Below are 19,137 nucleotides of genomic sequence, written 5' to 3' on the forward strand. Positions count from 1 at the left end.
AGCGGGTATTTTCCCACGGTGGAGACGGAACGAACGCCTAGACCAGCGCATCCACTGCGGCACGCACCTTGGGAGCAAGGTCGCGGGTGGTAGGCCAGAGCGCATGCAGGGGCGCGCCCGCGCTACCCGTGGCAGGGAATACGGCCACCAGTGCGCCGCTGCGCAGCGCGTCCCCCACCAGCCAGGTGGTCGCTTCTGCAATGCCCAGCCCGGCCAGCAATGCGCTACGCAGCGCATCGCCGTCACTGATGCGGTGGCGCCCTTCAATGCGGTGCTGGACAAGCCCGCCGGAGCCGTCCGGCACCGTCCAGGGCAGCGCGTGCCCCTGCCGGCCGAAGGTGATGCAGTCGTGTCCGGCAAGATCCTCGGCGCGCACCGGGACGCCACGTGCCGCCAGGTATCCGGGTGCAGCGCATATCACGGCATGCTGGCGGCCGAGCGCCCGGGCAGAGAGCGAGCTGCTGTCGTCAAGCGGCCCCAGGCGGACGGCCAGATCGACGTTTTCCTCGAGCAGATCAACCCTGCGGTCGGTGAAGCTGACATCGAGCTGCAGCCGCGAATGGCGTTGCGCCAGTCCGATCAGTACCGGCATCACCCAGCGCTGCCCGAACGCTACCGGCAGGCTGACCCGCAACAGGCCGGAAACCTCTTGCCGCCGCGACGCTGCGTTGGATTCGGCTTCGTCCAGTTCGGCCAGGATGCGCCGGCAGACCTGGTAGAACTCGGCGCCCTCGACAGTGAGCGCCAGCCTGCGCGTGGTGCGATCCAGCAACCGGGTGCCCAGTCGCCGCTCCAGCGTGGCCACACTCTTGCCAACGGCCGATTTGCTCAGCCCCATGCGCAGACCGGCTGCGGTGAAGCTGCCGGCGTCCACGGCCTGGACGAACACACTGATGCCCTGCAGGCGCGCCGCACTGTAGCTGGTCATATGCGTCAATTGGGGAATTAATGGATTCAGTGTATCGACAATATCCCGTCACTGAACACCTGCGTGCGTCAATAGACTTTCCTGGCGCACTTCCGCGCGCCAATGAGTGATTTCCCATGTCTGTTTCGACCATGAAGGTCTGGGAGCTCGATGCCCCGGGCCTTGCTCACCTGCGCTGCGTACGGCGCCCCATTCCCAGGCCAGGCCCTGGTGAGGTACTGGTCAAGGTCGGTGCCGTGTCGCTCAACTACCGCGATCGCCTGGTGATCGACGGCGGACTGTTGTCCGGTCCGCTGCCACACCCGTTTGTTCCCGCTTCGGACATGGCCGGCGTCATTGTCGAAACCGGAAGCCCAGCGCGACGCTTCAGCGTTGGCCAGCGGGTGATGGGCAATTTCTGGACGCAGTGGCTCGATGGCGCGCCTCCGCCCGAGATGCTGCAGCACGGACTGTCCCTGGGCGGTCCGCTGCCGGGCGTGCTGGCGGAGTATGTGGTGCTGCCGGAGGACGTGGCAGTCGCTACGCCCCCCCTCGTTGTCTGACCTGCAGGCCAGCACGTTGCCGGTGGCGGCGCTGACGGCCTGGTTTGCACTGGTCGAGGCCGGCCAACTCGCTCCTGGCCAGACCGTGCTTGTGCAGGGTACCGGTGGTGTTTCCTTGTTCGGGATGCAGTTCGCCCAGCGGCTGGGAGCCCGGGTAATCGTGACTTCACGCAGTGACAGCAAGCTTGCCCTTGCAGAACGGCTGGGTGCATGGGCGTCGATCAACACGCGGCAACATCCTGCATGGGGCGCGCGAGCGATGGAGCTGAGCGGAGGGCAGGGCGTCGATCATGTGCTTGAGCTGCTCGGAGGCGGCGACCTCGCCCAGAGCGTGGAGGCGCTCGCAGTGGGCGGGCACATCCTGCAGATCGGCTTCCTCGAGGATCCCGACCTGCACATGCCGGCGGTTCCTCTCATGCTGCGCCGCGCGACCCTGAAGGGGGTTTCGGTTGGCCATCGCCGGGCCTTCGAGGCGATGAACGTCTTCATCGAACGCGAGCGCCTGCAGCCTGTCATCGACAGCGTGCATTCGTTCGCCGGCCTGCCTGCGGCTCTGGCAGCACTGCAGCAGGGGCCGTTCGGCAAAGTGGTGGTGCAGGTGGCAGAGCACTGAATCCAACTGCGCCGTGCCTGTCCAGGCGAAGTGCGCCTGTGCGGCCGGAATCGCGACCGCACGGGCGTCCTGGCAGCTCAGCCCAGATCACAGCCCGCCGGCTGCGGCCAGGTGGTGACCGGCAGCATGTTCTTCAACGAAGCGGGCGCGTTGATCGCCACATAGCTGGCGCCCAGCAGCTCCTCCAGGTCGGCGATGGTCACCAGATAGCTGTCGAGGCTGCCCAGATTGGCTTCGTTGGGAATGATCCAGCTGATCGCCTTGGCGGTGCCGGTGTTCGGGTCACGGGTGATGATGGTCTTCCAGAAGAACTCCGGCGTCGGGATGCCGTGGCTGGAAAGGAAGTAGTCGTTGGAGGCGTCGCCGTAGACCACGCCACCATAGACATCCACCGGCGCGATGTCGCGGTAGCACTCGGCCACGTTCTCGGCCTTCACCCAGATGCCCTGGTTGAAGCTGGACACCTGCGGAACGATGTTGGTCATGTAGTTGGCGCGACGGATGTAGGTCGCGTTGTAGTCCATGTGGTTGGAGGTCACCAGATGGCCGCGGTCATAGCCGCTGCGGATGCTGGCATACGACGCGGTGCTGTTCTGGCCGAGGCAGCCGGCCGGCAGGTCCGGGTCTTTGTAGAAGCTGGACGGGCGCGCGGCGGAGCCGGTGTCGGCGGTGAGCGTGTACTCGTAGCGGGTGGCGCTGTGGATGCTGCAGTCGTAGGTGAGCACGAAGCCGCCCTTGTTGAGGGTGACGACCTGGGCCTGGGCGGCACCGGCGAAGGTACTGAGGACGAACGCGAAGAAGAAACCTGCAAGGCGCATTGCGATTCTCCAGCAGAAGTTCAGGACGCAGCCGCCCGCCACGACCGGGCCAGAGCGAGGTCATGTGAGGACACTGCGGAGTCGGGTAGTGCGGAATGCGTGGGACGTGACCGCGATGACAGGGCCGCGGAGGCCGTGCGGTGTCGTAAGCGTCACAAGCTGTCGTCTTTCGGTCAATGGCGAAACGACGAAGCTGTGACAGCGCGCAAGCACTGGAGATGTGTCAGATCATGCGGCGCGTGGATGAAACGCAGGCGTGCTAGGACATCGCGCTGCCTGTAGCGATGGTCAGGGGTTCGTCTTCAACACGTAGTCGCCCTTGCGTGTTCCCGGCACCAGCGACCATCCCGGCTTCAGGCTCAGCGACCACCCCGGCCCCTCCAGTGGCGGTTCAGCACTTGCCGGGGCCTGCACGAATACGACCTTCCAGTCGCTCTGCAGCAACGCACCGTCGGTGACATCCAGGCTGCCCCAGACGTCGGACAGCCGCATTGCTGGATACACCATGCCTTGGCCTGGCAACGGCTGCATGGTGTTGGGATCGAACTGGATGCGCATGTTGCGCAGATCCAGGCGCACGACCGGGCCTGTCACGAAGCGCGCACGGTTGTGTTCCAGCTGCGCAAGGCGCTGCTGCTCGCGCAGCGTTTCGGCTTCGTGCAGCTCTGGCCCGTCATAGCGCGCGGCAGCCGCTCCCAGCGCGGTCGCGTCCAGCTGCAATGGGGCCTGCGTCACTTCGGCCAGACGCGTGCCGAGATCGCGAGACTGGTGGGCGAGGTCGCCGCGCCAGCCAGGTGCCGCCTGGTCCAGCAGCAGGCCATAGGCCGGGCCGGTGGCATAGGCGAAAGAGCGGACGAAGCTGCGATCACCCACGTGTGCGCGAAGGTCATGCAGTGCCGCCTGGATACGTGTCGACGGCGTCGGATTGCCGACGAACACGCCGGTGTACTCGGCCAGGCCCTCGTTCAATTCCAGCGCCGCTTCTTCCTGCGCGGCCGCAGGGAACCGGCGGTAGCGCTCGGCGCGGAATGCGAGCGCGTCCGTCATCGCAGTGTGCTGCGCTACTGCATCGGTGGATTCAAGTGCGTCCGCAAGCGCGCGCCATTCCAGCTGCAGCCAGTAACGTCCTTCAAGCGTGTCGAGGTGTTCGTTTCCACCTGCCGCCGGCGCGATGATGGGCAGCGCCGGCTGCAGGCGATGGAACATTTCGTGAGCCAGCAGCGTACTGCGTCTGGACGCGTCCTGCGGCAATGGCCAGAGCAGCTGCGTCCAGCGTGTGCCGGACCAGTCCACGGCGGTGTTGGCGACGATCGCATCAGACGGAAGCTGGCCTGCGAACACATTGCCGCGCTCCTTCAGCGCACCTTGTGCGTCTGCCTGCGAGGCGATGACCTGCCGGCTCTTTGGATCCACCAGCATCATCGGCCCGCACAGGGACTGACCCCACAATCGACCCCGGTCTCCGTTGCAGAGCTGTTCGGCGCGCCGGAAGACCTCGCGGGCCGCCGCGTCGGAGAACGCCTGCTCGTTGGCCATCACAGTTCGTTGCGCACATAGCGCCAGTACAGCGAAGAGCAGGAAGCGTGACCTCATGACGTCCATTCATCCTTTGGGCCCAGCTCTCATAGCATCGATCCCATGGGCCGGCAATGCAGCAAACGTCATGTTGCGTCGCAAGGTGCCACCCACCATTCGCACTGGTACGGTCCAACCCGTTGCACCACCACCGACGGGGACAGACGACGATGCGCAAGGTATTGCTGCTGTTGATCCTGCTGACCGGACTGGCGCCCACCGCCTGGGCCGCTACGGTCAAGACCACCCACCGGACCATTCCCAGCTGGGATGGAACGCCTCTCGGGGCCTTCGTCATCGAACCGCAGGACGCGGGCAGCGGGCGCTATCCACTGCTGGTGATGCCCAGCAGCTGGGCGGTACCCAGCGTGGAGTATGTGGGGGTGGCGCAGTCGCTGGCGCGGCGCGGCTATGTGGTGATCAGCTACAGCTCGCGGGGTTTCTGGGAGTCCGGCGGCAGCATCGACATCGCAGGGCCAGCCACGGTCGAAGATGTCAGCGCCCTGATTGATTGGGCGCTGGACAACACCCGCGCCGATCCGGCCCGGATCGGCGTTTCGGGCATCTCCTACGGCGCAGGCACCAGCCTGCTGGCGGCGGCGCGCGATCCACGCATCAAGGCCGTGGCGGCGCTGAGTGGCTGGGCCGACCTGCAGGCCTCGCTGTACAGCAACGACACCCCCAGCGCGCAGGGCATCGCCTTGCTGGTGGCAGCCGGCCTGGCCACCGGCCGCCCGGGACCGGAACTGACGACCATCAATCGCAATGTACTGGTCGGCAACTACCAGGGCGCGGTGGATTCGCTGTTGCCGGTGGCGGCGCAGCGCAGCCCTGGGGCCAGCATCGATGAGATCAACGCCAACCAGCCAGCGGTGTTCCTCGCCAACGCCTTCAACGACAGCCTGTTCCCGCCGGGCCAGCTGGTCGATTTCTTCACCCGGTTGAAAGGCCCCAAGCAGTTGCAGCTGCGCCATGGCGATCATGCGCTCAACGAAGCCTTTGGCGCTCTGGGTGTTCCCAACGAGGTCTACGATTCGGTGGGCGACTGGTTCGACCATTACCTCAAGGGTGAAGCCAATGGCATCGACCGCCAGCCTGCAGTACAGCTGAAATCGCAGAAGGGCAGCTGGAGTACCTATCCGAACTGGCAGGCGACCAATTCCGGCGCTGTCAGCTATGCGCTGAGCGCGCCCAAAGGACTTCTGCTGCCCACGGGCGGCCTGGTCGCGAGCGGCAGCAGCACCGGCTGGAGTTGCCGGATCGGCAGCGGGCTGCTGACCGCCGCCAATTCCGGCGTGGCGATGGCCTCCGGTGCATTGCAGATGATCAACCTGCCGCCCGGTGCCTATGTGCCCTTCGTGGGCCGCAACGCCGCAGGTGTCTGGCAGGGGCCGATCCAGTGGAGTGCGCAGCGCCTGGATGGAACGCCGGAGGTACGCTTGACCGTCACGCCCAGCCGCGCCAACACCACGCTGTACGCCTACCTGTACGCCGAGGATGTGCTGGGCAACGGCCAGCTGATCAGCCACAAGCCCTATACGCTGCGTGGTGCCACGCCGGGGCAGGCGAAGACCATCGACCTGCGGTTGGAAGCCAGCAGCTGGAACCTTCCGGCCGGCAGCCGCCTGACCCTGGTGGTGGACACCGTGGACCTGCGGTACGCGGGCATCAGCCAGCTGGGTGGCACGGTGACTTTCAGTTCGCCGGCCAATGCGCCATCAGTGTTGAAGGTGCCGTTGCATTGATGGAAGGCCGCGCCCGTTGCGGCGGGCGCGGTACGTCAGGCAGTAGAACTGCGAGACTGGCGTTTGTTCCGGGGAAGGGAGGAATCCATGGTAACTGCATGGCTGTTGCTCGGTGCAGTGCTTGCGGCACCTACCGCGCAAGGCGCGCCGATCGACTGGTCGGATACGCTGTTGAAGGATCTGGACGCTGCCGACGCCGCCATGCGCGGCAGCCATCCGGGCGCCGTGGACCTGCGGAATCCTGGTTTCGGCGCACAGCTGGACGATGCCCTGGCGCTTGCACGCTCGCGCGCGGAACGGGTCGCCAGCTACCCGGGCTACTGGTGGGCGATGAAGGGCTATGCGGCCTCCTTCAATGATGGCCATGTCAGCCTCAATGCGCTTGCCGATGCTCCCGATCTTCCAACGCAGTGGCCCGGCTTCCTGACCGGCTTCGATGGCGACGCACAGGTGGTCATGACCGTGGATGGTGGTCCGGGCCATCCGCCGCTGGGGGCTCGAATGCTGGCCTGCGATGGCATCGATGCGCAGACGCTGGCTGCACGCCGGGTGGGTGACTTCAACGGGCGCTGGAACCTGCAGGCCAGCCGCATCCAGGGTGGCGGTGAAGTGCTGCTCGAACAGGGCAATCCTTACGTGCCTGCATTGCGTACCTGCGTTTTCCAGGTGGGCGGACGTGAGACATCCTATGCACTGCGGTGGCAGCCGCTGCAGGCAGCACAGCGCAAGGAGCGCTTGGCTGATACCCGGCGCAGCTTCCGTCCCCCCAACGGCTGGCACGCGATGCCCGATGGCAGTTACTGGATCACCACCAGCAGCTTCAATGCCGACCCTGCGGAGCAGAACTTCAAGGAACTGACCGCGCTGCTTGAGCAGCTTGCACCGCAAGCCGAAGGGTTGCAGCAGGCACCGACGGTGGTGCTGGACGTGCGTGGCAACACTGGCGGTGCTTCGCAATGGAGCATCGAACTGGCGCGATTGATCTGGGGCCGGGCCGCTGTCGACGCGCTGCCCGACCGCAGCTGGGTAGAGTGGCGGACCTCGGAGGGCAACATCGCCCGGCTTCGCGGCTTCCTGCAGAAGCTGGAACAGGCGCCCGACGCGTCGCCCGAGCTGCGTCGCATGCTGGAATCGGTGACGGCAAGCATGGCGCAGGCTCGCGGCCGGGGTGAGGCTTTGTGGCGCGAGCCATCGGAGGCCAGCGCAGATCCAGCATCCGCCGCAAGCCAGGCCGGACCTGTGCGCAAGGGCAGGGTCCTGGTTGTGGCCGATGCTTCCTGTGGCTCGGCCTGCCTGGATGCATTGGACCTCTGGAAGCGGCTGGGCGCGATGCAGGTGGGCGTCGAGACCTCGGCCGACAGTCTGTACATGGACGTGCGGCCGGAGCGGTTGCCCAGCGGGCTGGCCAGGATCTCGGTGCCGATGAAGGTGTTCCGTGGGCGGGTACGTGGTTCGAATGAACCGCATGTGCCCGATCATCGCTATACGGGCGACATGCGCGACACCCGGTCGCTGGAAGCGTGGCTGCTGACGCTGTAAGTGCGCGCAGGACCTCGTGCAGGGCTGAATTCCGCAGGAGAGGATCGCATGAACATCCCGCCACCCAGCGCTGCCAGGCCGCCATCGCGGGCAGGAGCCTTCCGTCGTTGGATGCTGACACCCGGTGCATTGCTCGGCGTGGCGCTGCTGAAGTACATGGTCGGCGTGCGTGTGCCGCTGGCCAGGCCGAGCGGCCTGTAGGGCGGAGCGAGATCAGCGCCGGACGTCGAACTGGTCACTCTCCAGCAGCGCCCAGACCTCGGCCTCGCACACGGGACTGAAGTCTCCGGGAATGGAGTGCTTCAGCGCACCTGCAGCCAGACCGAAGCGCACGGTGCTCTCTGCATCGAACCCGGACGCCAGCCCGTGCAGGATGCCTGCCGCGAATGCATCGCCGCCGCCGATGCGATCAACGATACCGGGCAATGGCCGCGAGGGGGCCTGCGCACGGGTACCGTCGCGTCCCAACAGCAGCGCGCCCAGGATGTGATGGTCTGCACTCACCACGTCGCGCTGGGTGCAGGCCAGCCACTGCAGGTGCGGGAGCGCCGCGAACGCTGCCGCTGCAGCCGCCTCGGTCCGCGCGATGGGGCTGTCCTCGGCGAAGCGCAGTCCCAGCACCAGTTCGATATCGCGATGGTCGGCAAAGACGATATCCGCCTCTGCGAACAGTTCCCGCAGGATGGCGGCGGCGTTGCCGCCCCAACGCTGCCAGAGCGAAGGTCGGTAGTTGCCGTCGAAGGACACACGCACGCCTGACCTGCGTGCGGCCCGTGCAGCGCTCAAGACGGATTCGGCCACATTGGCGCCCAGCGCGGGACTGACGCCTGAAAGGTGCAGCCACTGCGCATCACGCAACAGCGTTGGCCAATCATGGTCGGCAAGGGCAGTGTTGGCGAATGCCGAACCCGCCCGGTCATACACCACTTCACTGGCGCGCCGCAGCGCGCCGGTGGCCAGGAAATACAGGCCCATGCGGTCGCGGTCGACTTCACGCACACCTGCCACGCCCACACCATGCCGCCGCAGCTCGGCCACGGCATGCCGGCCCAGCGCGTTGCCGGGCACCGTACTGACCATCTGCACATCGTGGCCGAAACAGGCCAGTGAGACCGCCACATTGGCCTCGGCGCCCCCCACGTGGACCTGCAGCTGCGGTGTCTGCAGCAGCAGTTCACGACCGGGTGCGCCCAGGCGCAGCAGCAGTTCACCGAAACAAACGACGCGGCTCATCGGTTCTCTCTCATTCGGTGGGGGTGCAGCCCAGCACGCGCAGATCGATGGCATCGGCCATGCGCCGGTAGCCTTCGTCATTGGGGTGCAGGTGGTCGCGGGTGATGTCGTTGGGCAACGATTCCACGGCCTTCGGGTCACGCAGCGCGGCATCGAAATCGATGATGCCATCGAACCCGGTCTTCCCACCGCGTGCCCACTGGTTGATCGAGGTGCGGGTCGCTGCGGACACGGGCTCGTAGCGCTCGGAACCACCGAATGGGGTCAACGTACCCAGCCAGGCGCGGATGCCGTGCGCATGCAGTCGCGCTGCAACCTGCTGATAGCCCAGCAGCATGTCCGCCGCACTGCGTCCAGGCAGCGGCTGCGTGCCACCACCGTGGCGGATGTCATTGATGCCCTCGAACAGGATGACCTGATCGGCATCGGCCACCGCGATCACATCGCGATCCAATCGTGACAGGGCGCTGTGGCTGCGGCCATGGTCAAGCAGCTTGTTGCCGCTGATGCCCTGATTGAGTACCACGAACCGGTTCGGGCAGGCTTGCTGCAGGCGCTGCGCCAATCGCTCCGGCCACTGGTTGAAGGTTCCGCGACGGGCGGTGGCACCTTCCGTGATGGAATCGCCGAGTGCCACGATCACCTGGGGACGATCAGCGCGCTGCACCATCACTGCCGAGAACACGTTCTGCTGGTAGCTCAGCCGCACGCTGTCGGCAACCGATGTCTGCCTGCCGTCCGCTACCCGCACTTCGGTGCGGCGCACCGCCGGGCGGGTCGGCTGCGGAAAATAGGCCGTCACGCTGATCTCCTGCAGCGGCGTCACCGGCATCGGTACCGGGTCGCTCAGCAGCGCGGCACCCACCGGCACCTCGATGACCGCGCGGCCATCCACCGTTACCGGCAGAGGGGCGGACGTGCCGTTTTTCACTCCTGCGCGCAGGTCCTCGACCCGTAACGGCGCCGTGCCGAGTTCGTTGCTGATGCGCAGCCGCAACGCATCGCCACGGCTGCCGATGCGCATGTCCTGGCGCACGGTCTGCGCGGCGAACTGTACGGGGGCCTCGGCGATGCCATCCTTGCGGTCCGGTGCCGGCGAGGCGGTCCACGCGGTGACCCAGACCGGTGCGGCCAACGCGCCAGGCGCGGCCGCGGCGGAACAGATCGTCAATGAAAGCAGGAGCGTCCAGCGCTGCATGGTCAGGATTCCAGTCAGGAGAAGTAGGTGCCGCCGTTGACGTCCAGATTCGCACCGGTGATGAACGCCGCCGCATCCGAGGCCAGGAATACCGCAGCGTCGGCGGCTTCGTCCGGTGCCCCTTGGCGGCGCAGCGGGGTAGCGCCGGCAACGGCCGTTCGTACTTCCGGCTTGGTGAACTCATCATGGAAACGGGTGGCGATCATGCCGCAGCACAGCGCATTCACGCGGATGCCCTTCGGCCCCAGCTCCTTGGCCATGGCACGGGTGAAGGTCATCACTGCCGCCTTGGCGGTGGCGTAGATCGATGCCCCCGGGCCGCCGCCATCACGACCTGCCTGGGAGGCGAAGTTGACGATGGCTGCGCCGTCGCGCATGTGTGGCACCACCGCGTGCGTGGTCAGGTAGGTCGAGGTCAGATTCAGGTCCATCACGGCGTGGAAGAACGCCGGGTCGATGTCGGCCAGCGGCCGACGCTGCACCATGCCACCGGCCACGTTCACCAGCAGGTCGATACGCTCGCCGAACGCGGCCTGTACCGCAGCGACCAGGCCGGCCACGGCGGCGGCATCGGTGACGTCGGCGCGATGCACGATGGCCTGGCCACCGGCCGCCTGGATCTGTGCCAGCGTTTCCTGGGCACTGGCTTCATCATGGGCGTAGTTGATGCAGACGCGTGCACCGGCGGCAGCCAGTTTGATCGAAACGGCGCGGCCGATATCGCGGCCACCACCGGTGACAATGGCCACCTTGTCCTGGAACGACATGCGGAAAACTCCTTGGTTTGCGGGGGAATGGATGTACTTGGAAAAGAAGGAGACCCAGGCTCAGCCGCCGCGACGGTCGAGCTTCTGGATAGGTCCGGTCCACCACCACAGCGCAGCAAGCGACAGCGGCACCAGCGCGGCAACGAGGATGAAGATCGGGGCGTAGGAGTGGCGGGTCAGCACCGGCACCAGCCAGGTGGTGATCAAGGTGCCGGCGACCGCCGCCAGGCCACCCAGGCCTGCCAGCGTGCCCACCGAACGGCCGTCGAACAGGTCGCCGGGCAGGGTCTGGATGTTGCCGATGGCTACCTGGAAGCCGAACAGCACCGCAGCGATCGCCAGCACCGCCAGCAGCGGCTGATTGGCCAGCACAGCACCCAGCAGGGCAGGCGCCATGATCACGCACCCCAGGGTGATGGCCAGCTTGCGGGCGCGGTCCACGCTGTGTCCGGCGCGGATCATGCGACCCGACAGCCAGCCGCCACTGAGGCTGCCCAGCATCGCGCCGACGAAGGGTACCCACGCGAACAGGCCGATCTGCTTGATGTCGAAGCCGAAGGTTTCAGCGAGATAGATCGGCAGCCAGGACACGAACAGCCACCAGATAGGATCCAGCAGGAAGCGGCAGGCGAGCATGCCCCAGCTCTGGCGATGGGCCAGCAGCTCGCGCACGCTGGCTTTGGGCGCCGCCTCTGTCTGTTGCCCGGCTTGGTCTTGCTGGATCAGCCGGCGCTCGGCATCGCTCACCCACGGATGCTTGTCCGGCCCGGCGCGGTAGACAAACAGCCACGGCAGCAGCCACAGGAAGCCGATCGCACCGACCAGCACGAAGGTGCCGCGCCAGCCCAGCCACAGATAGAGGCCGGCGATGGCGGGTGCGGAGACGATCGCGCCGATCGACGCACCCGCGTTGAACACGCCCTGCGCCAACGCGCGTTCGCGCGCAGGGAACCACTCGGCATTGGCCTTGACCGCGCCGGGCCACGCACCCGCTTCGCTGATGCCGAGCATCGCCCTTACCAGGCTGAAGGAGAGCATCGAATGGGTGATCGAGTGCAGCGCGATCGAGATCGACCACACGCTGATCGACAGGGCGAACCCCAGGCGCGTGCCGATCATGTCGAACAGGCGGCCGAACAGGAACTGGCCGGCGGCGTAGAACAGCATGAACACCGTTACCAGCAGGGCATAGTCGTCCTTGGTCGCGCCTACTTCCCTGGCGATTTCCGGCCACATCACCGCCAGTGCATTGCGGTCGATGTAGTTGATGACCGTAGCGACGGCGATCAGGCCCACGATCAACCAGCGCACTGCTGAACGCACCGGCACCTTGCGCAGGTTGGCCACCACGGCAGGGCCGTTCATTTTCCGTCACCCTTGCTGCGGTCCATGCGTGCATGGCTGCCGTTCCAGCGGTAGGCATGGCCGTCCACGGTCACGCTGTGCTCGCCCTTGGCGCTGCTGTCGTCGGCCACGCCGAGGGCGATGCGTGCACCGCTGGCCAGGCGCAGTTCGATCACCTCTGCATCGCTGCCCCGGCTGCGCACGATGTCCTTGATGCGGCTGTCCGCGCCGTGCACGTACTCGGCGGTGCCGTTGTACTCGCCATGCGGCTCCAGCACGCTGAAGAAGGTCACGTCCTTCTGGCCTTCCACGCGCTGCAGCAGGGCCGGTTCACGGCGCAGGTTGAACTCCGGATCGTTGGCACCACTTTCCACCAGCAGCGCCTGTGCCGGCGCACTGCTGCCGAATCGGTAGGTGTAGAAGCGCCCATCCAGCAGCCACGCCAGCGAACGCGATTCGCTGCCGGGCGTGCTGCGTGCATCCAGCCACAGGTGCTGGTAGCCGTTGTCCTTGCCCAGCACCGGGCGCTGGGTGGGGAAGTGTTCTGCCTCGAAGCCGGTGGTGACGATGTGGCCCTTGAAGTGCAGCGGCAGGTCGTAGCGCGCGGCCTTGTCGCCGTGCACCTGCAGCAGGTCCAGCACCACCGGCAGGCCCAAGTCGGGATGGCGCAGCAGCGCCTGGGTGCGGGTGAACACCACGCCGGGGTAGGCATCGCGCATGGTCGCCGAGGCAACCTGGGTATCGGCATCGGCCTGGAAGAAGCGCACCTGCGGGGCATGCTCCTCGCCGCGCTTCCAGTCGCCCTTGAAGTGGCTCTGTTCGTCCACCACCAGGGTGTTGTGGGCCACGGTCTGTTTGGCCCAGCTGCGGTTCTCGGCCAGGTAGATGCCACCCCGCTTGGCTTCCACGTTGAGGAAGCGGGCAGCGCCGTAGTCAGTCACCACCGGATTGCCGTTGTCGTAGAACAACCAGTTGAGTTTGTCGAAGTGGCCATGGCCCATGCCCTGCATCGTGTCCTTCTGCACCAGCGCCTGGCCGCGTTCGCCGTTCATGCGCAGGATCGCCAGGCCACCGCGGTCGCCGTCCGGGCCATCGCGCAGCAGCATCGGACGGTAATCGAAGGGCTTGGCCTTGTTGGCGGCCAGGGCTTGCGCCACCTGTAGTCCCTCGGGGGACAACAGCAGGCGTTTCTGCTGCTGGGCCACCGACAACAGGCGGTCGTCACCGGTGCGCGCATAGGCAATGCCGATACCGGCCACCAGTTCCTCGGTATCGATGCCCTTGTCCAGGATGGCATCGTTGATCGGGAAGAACAGGCCGTCATAGCTGGACTGCACCAGCACATCCACGGCCTTCAGCAGCACGCCGTCGCGGCGCGCGAAGATCCTGCGCTGCGGTTCGTTGCGTTCGATGGCGTTGGCGAACAGCAGGAACGGTGCCAGTGCGTAGCGCTGGTAGTACGGGCCTTCCTCGTAATAGCCATCGGGCGAGAACAGCAGGTCGATCTGGCGAAGGAAGCCGAACTGATCGTTCTTCTGGCTGCCGCGCAACGATTTCTCCACCAGCTCAGGGTCGCGCAGCACGTAGCCGGTCATGCCAGTGGCGGCCACCGCCCAGGTGGCGTGGTTGTGGATCTGGTCGTAGTTCTTCGGCTCGCTGACGAGGAACTCAGCCATCGGCCGGAACACCTTCGATTCGATGGTGTCGCGGTCCTCGGCGGACAGCGCGTCGCGGATCGCGTCGTAGCCCTGGATGGCATTGACCAGCCACACCGAATCGTTGAGCACCTGCCAGAACACGCGGCCTGGAATCTGTCCGCGGCCTTCGGGGTGCGGGCCCAGGGTGGGGTAGAGCGTGGCGTACTGCAGCAGCATGTCGCGCGCGTAGTCGACATAGACCTTGTCGCCTGTCAGCCGGTACAGGGTGCCGGCCGCCATCAGGGCCTGGTAGTTGCGCTTGTGCTGTTCATGGGTGCGGCCGCCGCCCTTGTCCTTCGGTACCGGCACGTCGATGCCGGCCTTCATCATCTTCTTCAGCGATTTTTCCGTGCGCGCCTGTTCCTTGGCGAACCACGGGTAGCGGCCGCCTTCGCTGGCCATCCGCTGCCACTGCGCTGCGGTCACCAGCACCGGCGCGGTGTCGGCCTGCCTCGCTGCGGCAGCGGGGGCTGCGAACAGCGGCGCGGCCGGCAGCAGGGCAAAGGGGGTGGCCAGGGCCAGGGAGACGAACAGCGGCTGCAACCTCATCGATCAACTCCATTGCGGGTGCGTGACAGGGCAACTTCGCCCACCTTGGGATACCAGTTGACGCCGGTCGCCTCGCGCGCGGTCATCGCCAGGGCAGGATCGGCGCCCACGGCGGGCAGGGCAGGCGCGGCCACCCACAATCCGCTGGCAGCCTGCTGCAGGCTGACGCCACGCCCCTCTACGCCGCCCGGGAATACGGTGCTGGCTGCCGGTGACTGCACGTTGCCACTGAAGTCGATGCCGGCCAGCGAACTGGCGGCATTCGGCGGGTTCCTGCTGGTGCGGTTGACGATCAGGTTGGCGCTGAAGCGGCTGTTGCTGGCGGCGACCACGATGCCCTTGGCCTCATCATGGCCGACGCCGAAACTGATCTTCGCCACGTCCACGAAGGTATTGCGGCTGATCGTGGCATTCACCACCGGCGCATAGCCGGACAGCGGCGGATCGGCCTGCGCGTCCATCACCGCCAGCGCGGAACGGTTGCTGGAGCCGGCCAGTCGTTCGAAGTAATTGTTGCTGACGGTCTGGTCGGCATTGATGATGCGCACGCCGCCGGTGCCGGTCTTGTCGTCGCCCAGGAACACGTTGTCGATCACCCGGTTGCCGTTGCCATGGCGCAGCGTGAGCGCGCCGGCCGAACGGTAGAACACGTTGCCGCGGTAGGTATTGCCGCCGGACTTGTTGCTGATGATCTCGGTCTCGCCGTCGCAGCCTTCGAACCAGTTGTTCTCCACCGTACTGTTGGAATCGCTCAACGAAGTGTCGCTGGTGCCGACGCGGAGGGTTTCGCCGCCGTTGACGCCCAGCGCCGGGCGCGGTCCGAACCAGTTGTGGTCGATGCGGTGCTGGTTGTCCAGGCCCTGGGTGGCATCGCGCACCACCACTACCGTGGGCCCGGCGTTGGTCTTGCCGCGCAGCTGGCTGTGATCCAACCGGTTGTTGCTGCCATACAGCGATACCCAGTAGTCCTGGTCGCTGGCATCGGGGTTGGTGTAGTCATCGATCACCAGGCCGGTCACCCGGCTGTGGCGGGCCACCGCCTTGCTGGATTCGCGGAACGCCACCACCGCATCACCCGGCGTATAGCCGTTGCGGAACACCAGGTTGGACACCTGCAGGTAGCTGCCCGCCAGGCGCAGGTCCGAACGTCCGCTGAGGACGACCTTGCCGGCGGTCTGCGCGCGCAACACGATCGGCGCGGCTGCCGTGCCGTGGCCTTTCAGCAGCAACCGCGCGTCGGTCCAGGTGCCGTCAGCCAACACGATCTCATCGCCGGGCTGCAGCGCCGAGGCGGCGGTCGTGAACTCAGCGACATCGTGGACGAGCCAGCTGGCTGCACTTGCCGCTGAAGTGGTCAGGCACATGGCCAGACCAGTGGTCAGGCAAAAAAGTGATGGATTGCGGAGCGGATGTCGAGCAAGCGGACGAATGCGCATGAAATCCTTCCAGAGACGGGCGGGCCGTCGTTTCAGGGTGGGTCTGCATACCACTTTCGAGTCCGTTGTAAGCCAGCTTTCGCGCAAAGTCATGCTGCATGAGCACATTAAATTGCGTTCAACTGGTATGGATCAAAGGCATTTGAACGTTCACATACCAATTGGTTGACATTTTCATCTCGCCGTGCCGAAGCTGCGTCCCACGCCTGGCATGCAGGCGATCCTTTGGGAGGAGGAAACCATGCGGCGACCCGCCGGAGCAGTGCACAGCATCTCGTTGTCCCCCACACCCCTGATCGTGGCGCTGCTTGCCCTGCTGGCAGGCATGCCCGCGGCCCAGGCGCAGTCCAGCAAGGACGCGTCAGGGCAGGATCCCACCACGCTGGACCAGGTGCGGGTCACCGGCATCCGCGAATCAATGCAGAGTTCGATCAACAAGAAGCGCGACGACACGGTCATCGCCGACGTGCTCTCGGCCGATGACATCGGCGACCTGCCGGCACCGTCGCTGGCCGATGCGATCGAGACCTTGACCGGCGCCGCCTCGACCCGCGACAAGACCGGCGCCTCGGAGATCTCGATCCGTGGCCTGGGCGCCTTCCTCAGCAGCACCAACTTCAACGGCCGCGAGATCACCAACGGCAGCGGCGACCGCTCGGTGAACTTCAACATGTTCCCGGCCGAGCTGATCAATACGGTGGCCATCTACAAGACCCAGCGCGCCGACATCATCGAAGGCGGCGTGGCCGGCACCATCGGCCTGGAAACAGTGCGCCCACTGGAGTACGGCAAGCGTGCAGCGCAGCTGGACCTGCGCGGCAGCTGGGCGGAGTACGACAGCAAGTACCGTGACAAGGACGGCATCGGCTATCGCGGCACCGCCAGCTACATCGATCAGTTCGAGTTCGGCAACGGGCAGAAGCTGGGCATCTCGCTGGGCTTCCAGCGCCTGGACGGCACCGATCCGGAAGAGAGCATTACCAGCGGTTCCACCTGGTATGCCTGCGATGGCACGCAGAACGTGGGCAATGCCAACTGCAACGAAGTGTCCGCGCAGGCCATCGCCAACGGCGCGCCGTACTACCTGGTGCCGAGCAGCCGCATCTACCGGCTCAAGCAGGAGCGCAACGACCGGCAGAGCGAGTTCGCCGCACTGCAGTGGCGGCCAAATGATGTGGTTGAACTGAACCTCGATTTCGAGCACACCGAGCGCAACTGGTATGAGAACCGCAGCGATCTGAGCCTGTCCAACGCACGACGCGGCATCACCCAGCGCGAGGTTGACGAAGACGGTATCGTGCGCCACCTGCACGGCAGCACCTCGATTGATTCCACCTCCAACCGCTACTGGCGTGGCGAGGAATACACCGGGGGTGGCCTGAACCTGATCCTGCGCCCGACCCCGGCCTGGGAGCTGTCTACCGATCTTTCCTACTCGCACACCAATCGCCTCGACAGCGAGCGCATGACCCGTCTGCGCGCCAACCAGCGCGATGTCAACAATGCCGTCGTGCCCGGTATCAGTAGTGGTGCCACCGGCTACGTGGACTATGACTGGGACTGGCACGGCGAAGTGCCCAGTGTTGCCCTGGCGCCGAACTTCGACCCCAACAACTGGGACGCCTACACCGGCGCGGCGCGGGTGACCTCCAGCGCCACCGAGAATGACCACAGGATCAAGGCCGGCCGCTTCGATGCCAGCTTCATGCCGGAGTCCGGTTTCTTCACCCGCATCAAGGGCGGCGTGCGCGCCAGCCAGGCCGACTACCGCCTGCGCGACAACACCCTGGTAACCGACTACGACCAGCGCGTGGCGGCCGACAAAGCGAAGATCATCGCCGCCAACCAGGCCTGCCGTTCACCCTTCCCGCAGGATGACTTCATGGATGCCGCCAGCGGCAACACGATCTCCTCGTGGGCGTACTTCGATCCGAACTGCCTGTACCAGTCGTTCCGCGGCAGCCTCGACAGCGGGCTGGATCCGGGTTTCCAGGATCCGAACAATGTCGACATCACCGAGAAGACACGCGCGCTCTATCTGATGGGTGAGTTCAGCAGCACCCTGTTCGGCTTGCCGGTGACCGGCAACCTCGGCCTGCGCTGGGTCAAGACCGATGTTCGTTCTGAAGGCGTGCGTACCGGGCTGCGCATCGAGGACAACGGTGACGGGACGATCCGCCTGCAACCCACCGGCGAGTACAGCACGCAGGTGTTCAAGGCGGGCAACGACAAGCTGCTGCCCAGCCTCAACGCGGCCTTCGAGCTGCGCCCGGACGTGTTGCTGCGGGTCGGTGCATATCGCGCGATGTCACGGCCGGACATTGCCGCGCTGGGTGCCGGGCGCACCATCAACGTGAGCAGTGATGCCACCTACGGCAACCTGGCCGACGCGCTGGATGACATCAGCGCCAGCGGCAACCCCGCCGCGCAGCCGCTGATGTCCTGGAACGGCGACCTTTCCCTGGAGTGGTACCCGAACCCGGACACGATGCTGGCCGGCGCGGTGTACTGGAAGCAGTTCAACGGCGGCACTGCCACTGCGCTGGTGCCGGAGACCTACACCATCGACGGCCAGAGCGTGACCGTGCCGGTGCGGCAACAGGTAACCACCGACGAGAACAGCACGCTGACCGGCTTCGAGCTGACCGCCACCCATCGACTGTCGTACCTGCCCAAGCCGTTCGACGGGCTGGGTTTCAAGCTGAGCTACAACTACGCCGATGCCGACTATCAGACCCAGGACTCGCGACTGGGCGAGCAGCTGGCCAGCGATGGCACGATCATTCCGGCCATCGTGCCACCGGCTGGCCTGAGTGGTTTCTCGCGGCACGTGCTGTCCGGCTCGATCTACTGGGACGTCGGGCGCTTCAACATCCAGGCCATCGGCAAGTTCCGCTCGCACTACTACCAGGACTTCACCGGCAACACCGCGCAGCAGAACCGCTACTACGATGACAACACCAGCGTGGACCTGCGCCTGCGCTACCGGGTGAACAAGCAGTTGTCGCTGTCGCTGGAGCTGATGAACCTGACCAACGAGCCGCGCGTGGCCTACCAGCCGCTTTATGGGAACTTCCGCGAAGTGGTGACCTACGGGCGGCGTGCGTATTTCGGTGTACGATACAAGTTCTGAACAGGGCGGCGCGGCCAGTG

15 protein-coding genes are annotated in these 19,137 nt (G+C 65.9%); 6 read left to right on the top strand and 9 right to left on the bottom strand.

What is annotated here, in order from left to right; genetic code table 11:
* Nucleotides 1-37: 37 nt before the first annotated feature.
* Nucleotides 38-928 (bottom strand): LysR family transcriptional regulator, encoded by an 891-nt coding sequence (locus ACX9OT_RS03935; protein ID WP_459001039.1) that lies wholly within the window; start codon nucleotides 926-928, stop codon nucleotides 38-40.
* A 116-nt stretch (nucleotides 929-1,044) separates the two neighbouring features.
* On the opposite strand from ACX9OT_RS03935, the gene ACX9OT_RS03940 reads away from it, so the two are divergent.
* Nucleotides 1,045-1,470 carry an alcohol dehydrogenase catalytic domain-containing protein gene (locus ACX9OT_RS03940; RefSeq protein ID WP_459001041.1) on the top strand — a complete coding sequence of 142 codons (426 nt, stop codon included), beginning with the start codon at nucleotides 1,045-1,047 and terminating at the stop codon, nucleotides 1,468-1,470.
* On the top strand, nucleotides 1,463-2,083 hold the full coding sequence (locus ACX9OT_RS03945) for a zinc-dependent alcohol dehydrogenase family protein (RefSeq protein WP_459001043.1): 621 nt from the start codon (nucleotides 1,463-1,465) through the stop codon (nucleotides 2,081-2,083). Before ACX9OT_RS03940 ends, ACX9OT_RS03945 begins: the two co-directional genes overlap by 8 nt.
* Nucleotides 2,084-2,160: 77 nt before the next feature.
* On the opposite strand, the gene ACX9OT_RS03950 is transcribed toward ACX9OT_RS03945, so the two are convergent.
* Both ACX9OT_RS03950 and ACX9OT_RS03955 read right to left on the bottom strand, forming a co-directional pair.
* Nucleotides 2,161-2,901, bottom strand: a complete 741-nt coding sequence (locus ACX9OT_RS03950; RefSeq protein WP_459001045.1) for a DNA/RNA non-specific endonuclease — start codon at nucleotides 2,899-2,901, stop codon at nucleotides 2,161-2,163.
* A gap of 288 nt (nucleotides 2,902-3,189) precedes the next feature.
* Nucleotides 3,190-4,437, bottom strand: a complete 1,248-nt coding sequence (locus ACX9OT_RS03955; protein WP_459001047.1) for a hypothetical protein — start codon at nucleotides 4,435-4,437, stop codon at nucleotides 3,190-3,192.
* Nucleotides 4,438-4,646: 209 nt separating this feature from the next.
* Between ACX9OT_RS03955 and ACX9OT_RS03960 the strand changes: the two genes are divergently transcribed.
* The 3 genes from ACX9OT_RS03960 (at nucleotide 4,647) to ACX9OT_RS03970 (ending at nucleotide 7,961) form a co-directional block, all read left to right on the top strand.
* A complete protein-coding gene (locus ACX9OT_RS03960) occupies nucleotides 4,647-6,221 on the top strand; it encodes a S15 peptidase family protein (protein ID WP_459001049.1) in 1,575 nt (524 codons plus the stop codon).
* An 87-nt stretch (nucleotides 6,222-6,308) separates the two neighbouring features.
* Nucleotides 6,309-7,760 carry a S41 family peptidase gene (locus tag ACX9OT_RS03965; RefSeq protein ID WP_459001051.1) on the top strand — a complete coding sequence of 484 codons (1,452 nt, stop codon included), beginning with the start codon at nucleotides 6,309-6,311 and terminating at the stop codon, nucleotides 7,758-7,760.
* A gap of 48 nt (nucleotides 7,761-7,808) precedes the next feature.
* On the top strand, nucleotides 7,809-7,961 hold the full coding sequence (locus ACX9OT_RS03970) for a hypothetical protein (RefSeq protein ID WP_459001052.1): 153 nt from the start codon (nucleotides 7,809-7,811) through the stop codon (nucleotides 7,959-7,961).
* A gap of 12 nt (nucleotides 7,962-7,973) precedes the next feature.
* Here ACX9OT_RS03970 and ACX9OT_RS03975 read toward each other — a convergent pair whose 3' ends face one another.
* Genes ACX9OT_RS03975 through ACX9OT_RS04000 form a run of 6 tightly spaced genes read right to left on the bottom strand, consistent with a single transcriptional unit; the run spans nucleotide 7,974 to nucleotide 15,984 of the window.
* Nucleotides 7,974-8,993, bottom strand: a complete 1,020-nt coding sequence (locus tag ACX9OT_RS03975; RefSeq protein ID WP_459001054.1) for a sugar kinase — start codon at nucleotides 8,991-8,993, stop codon at nucleotides 7,974-7,976.
* Nucleotides 8,994-9,003: 10 nt separating this feature from the next.
* Entirely contained in the window at nucleotides 9,004-10,191 is a 1,188-nt protein-coding gene (locus ACX9OT_RS03980) for a GDSL-type esterase/lipase family protein (protein WP_459001056.1), read from the bottom strand.
* A 14-nt stretch (nucleotides 10,192-10,205) separates the two neighbouring features.
* Entirely contained in the window at nucleotides 10,206-10,958 is a 753-nt protein-coding gene (locus ACX9OT_RS03985; RefSeq protein WP_049461094.1) for an SDR family NAD(P)-dependent oxidoreductase, read from the bottom strand.
* Nucleotides 10,959-11,018: 60 nt separating this feature from the next.
* Entirely contained in the window at nucleotides 11,019-12,323 is a 1,305-nt protein-coding gene (locus ACX9OT_RS03990; protein WP_049461096.1) for an MFS transporter, read from the bottom strand.
* Nucleotides 12,320-14,548, bottom strand: a complete 2,229-nt coding sequence (locus tag ACX9OT_RS03995; protein WP_459001059.1) for an oligoalginate lyase — start codon at nucleotides 14,546-14,548, stop codon at nucleotides 12,320-12,322. Before ACX9OT_RS03995 ends, ACX9OT_RS03990 begins: the two co-directional genes overlap by 4 nt.
* Nucleotides 14,545-15,984 carry a polysaccharide lyase 6 family protein gene (locus ACX9OT_RS04000; RefSeq protein WP_107431940.1) on the bottom strand — a complete coding sequence of 480 codons (1,440 nt, stop codon included), beginning with the start codon at nucleotides 15,982-15,984 and terminating at the stop codon, nucleotides 14,545-14,547. Before ACX9OT_RS04000 ends, ACX9OT_RS03995 begins: the two co-directional genes overlap by 4 nt.
* Nucleotides 15,985-16,225: 241 nt before the next feature.
* On the opposite strand from ACX9OT_RS04000, the gene ACX9OT_RS04005 reads away from it, so the two are divergent.
* On the top strand, nucleotides 16,226-19,117 hold the full coding sequence (locus ACX9OT_RS04005) for a TonB-dependent receptor (RefSeq protein WP_459001061.1): 2,892 nt from the start codon (nucleotides 16,226-16,228) through the stop codon (nucleotides 19,115-19,117).
* Nucleotides 19,118-19,137 lie beyond the last annotated feature (20 nt).

The sequence above is a fragment of the Stenotrophomonas genospecies 3 genome (assembly GCF_054473855.1).

Coding starts and splice junctions, on each gene's coding strand:
- ACX9OT_RS03950 (WP_459001045.1), bottom strand. CDS start 2,901: ATGCGCCTTGCAGGTTTCTTCTTCGCGTTCGTCCTCAGTACCTTCGCC.
- ACX9OT_RS03965 (WP_459001051.1), top strand. CDS start 6,309: ATGGTAACTGCATGGCTGTTGCTCGGTGCAGTGCTTGCGGCACCTACC.
- ACX9OT_RS04005 (WP_459001061.1), top strand. CDS start 16,226: ATGCGGCGACCCGCCGGAGCAGTGCACAGCATCTCGTTGTCCCCCACA.
- ACX9OT_RS03980 (WP_459001056.1), bottom strand. CDS start 10,191: ATGCAGCGCTGGACGCTCCTGCTTTCATTGACGATCTGTTCCGCCGCG.
- ACX9OT_RS03970 (WP_459001052.1), top strand. CDS start 7,809: ATGAACATCCCGCCACCCAGCGCTGCCAGGCCGCCATCGCGGGCAGGA.
- ACX9OT_RS03960 (WP_459001049.1), top strand. CDS start 4,647: ATGCGCAAGGTATTGCTGCTGTTGATCCTGCTGACCGGACTGGCGCCC.
- ACX9OT_RS03940 (WP_459001041.1), top strand. CDS start 1,045: ATGTCTGTTTCGACCATGAAGGTCTGGGAGCTCGATGCCCCGGGCCTT.
- ACX9OT_RS03995 (WP_459001059.1), bottom strand. CDS start 14,548: ATGAGGTTGCAGCCGCTGTTCGTCTCCCTGGCCCTGGCCACCCCCTTT.
- ACX9OT_RS03935 (WP_459001039.1), bottom strand. CDS start 928: ATGACCAGCTACAGTGCGGCGCGCCTGCAGGGCATCAGTGTGTTCGTC.
- ACX9OT_RS03985 (WP_049461094.1), bottom strand. CDS start 10,958: ATGTCGTTCCAGGACAAGGTGGCCATTGTCACCGGTGGTGGCCGCGAT.
- ACX9OT_RS03990 (WP_049461096.1), bottom strand. CDS start 12,323: ATGAACGGCCCTGCCGTGGTGGCCAACCTGCGCAAGGTGCCGGTGCGT.
- ACX9OT_RS04000 (WP_107431940.1), bottom strand. CDS start 15,984: ATGCGCATTCGTCCGCTTGCTCGACATCCGCTCCGCAATCCATCACTT.
- ACX9OT_RS03975 (WP_459001054.1), bottom strand. CDS start 8,993: ATGAGCCGCGTCGTTTGTTTCGGTGAACTGCTGCTGCGCCTGGGCGCA.
- ACX9OT_RS03955 (WP_459001047.1), bottom strand. CDS start 4,437: ATGGCCAACGAGCAGGCGTTCTCCGACGCGGCGGCCCGCGAGGTCTTC.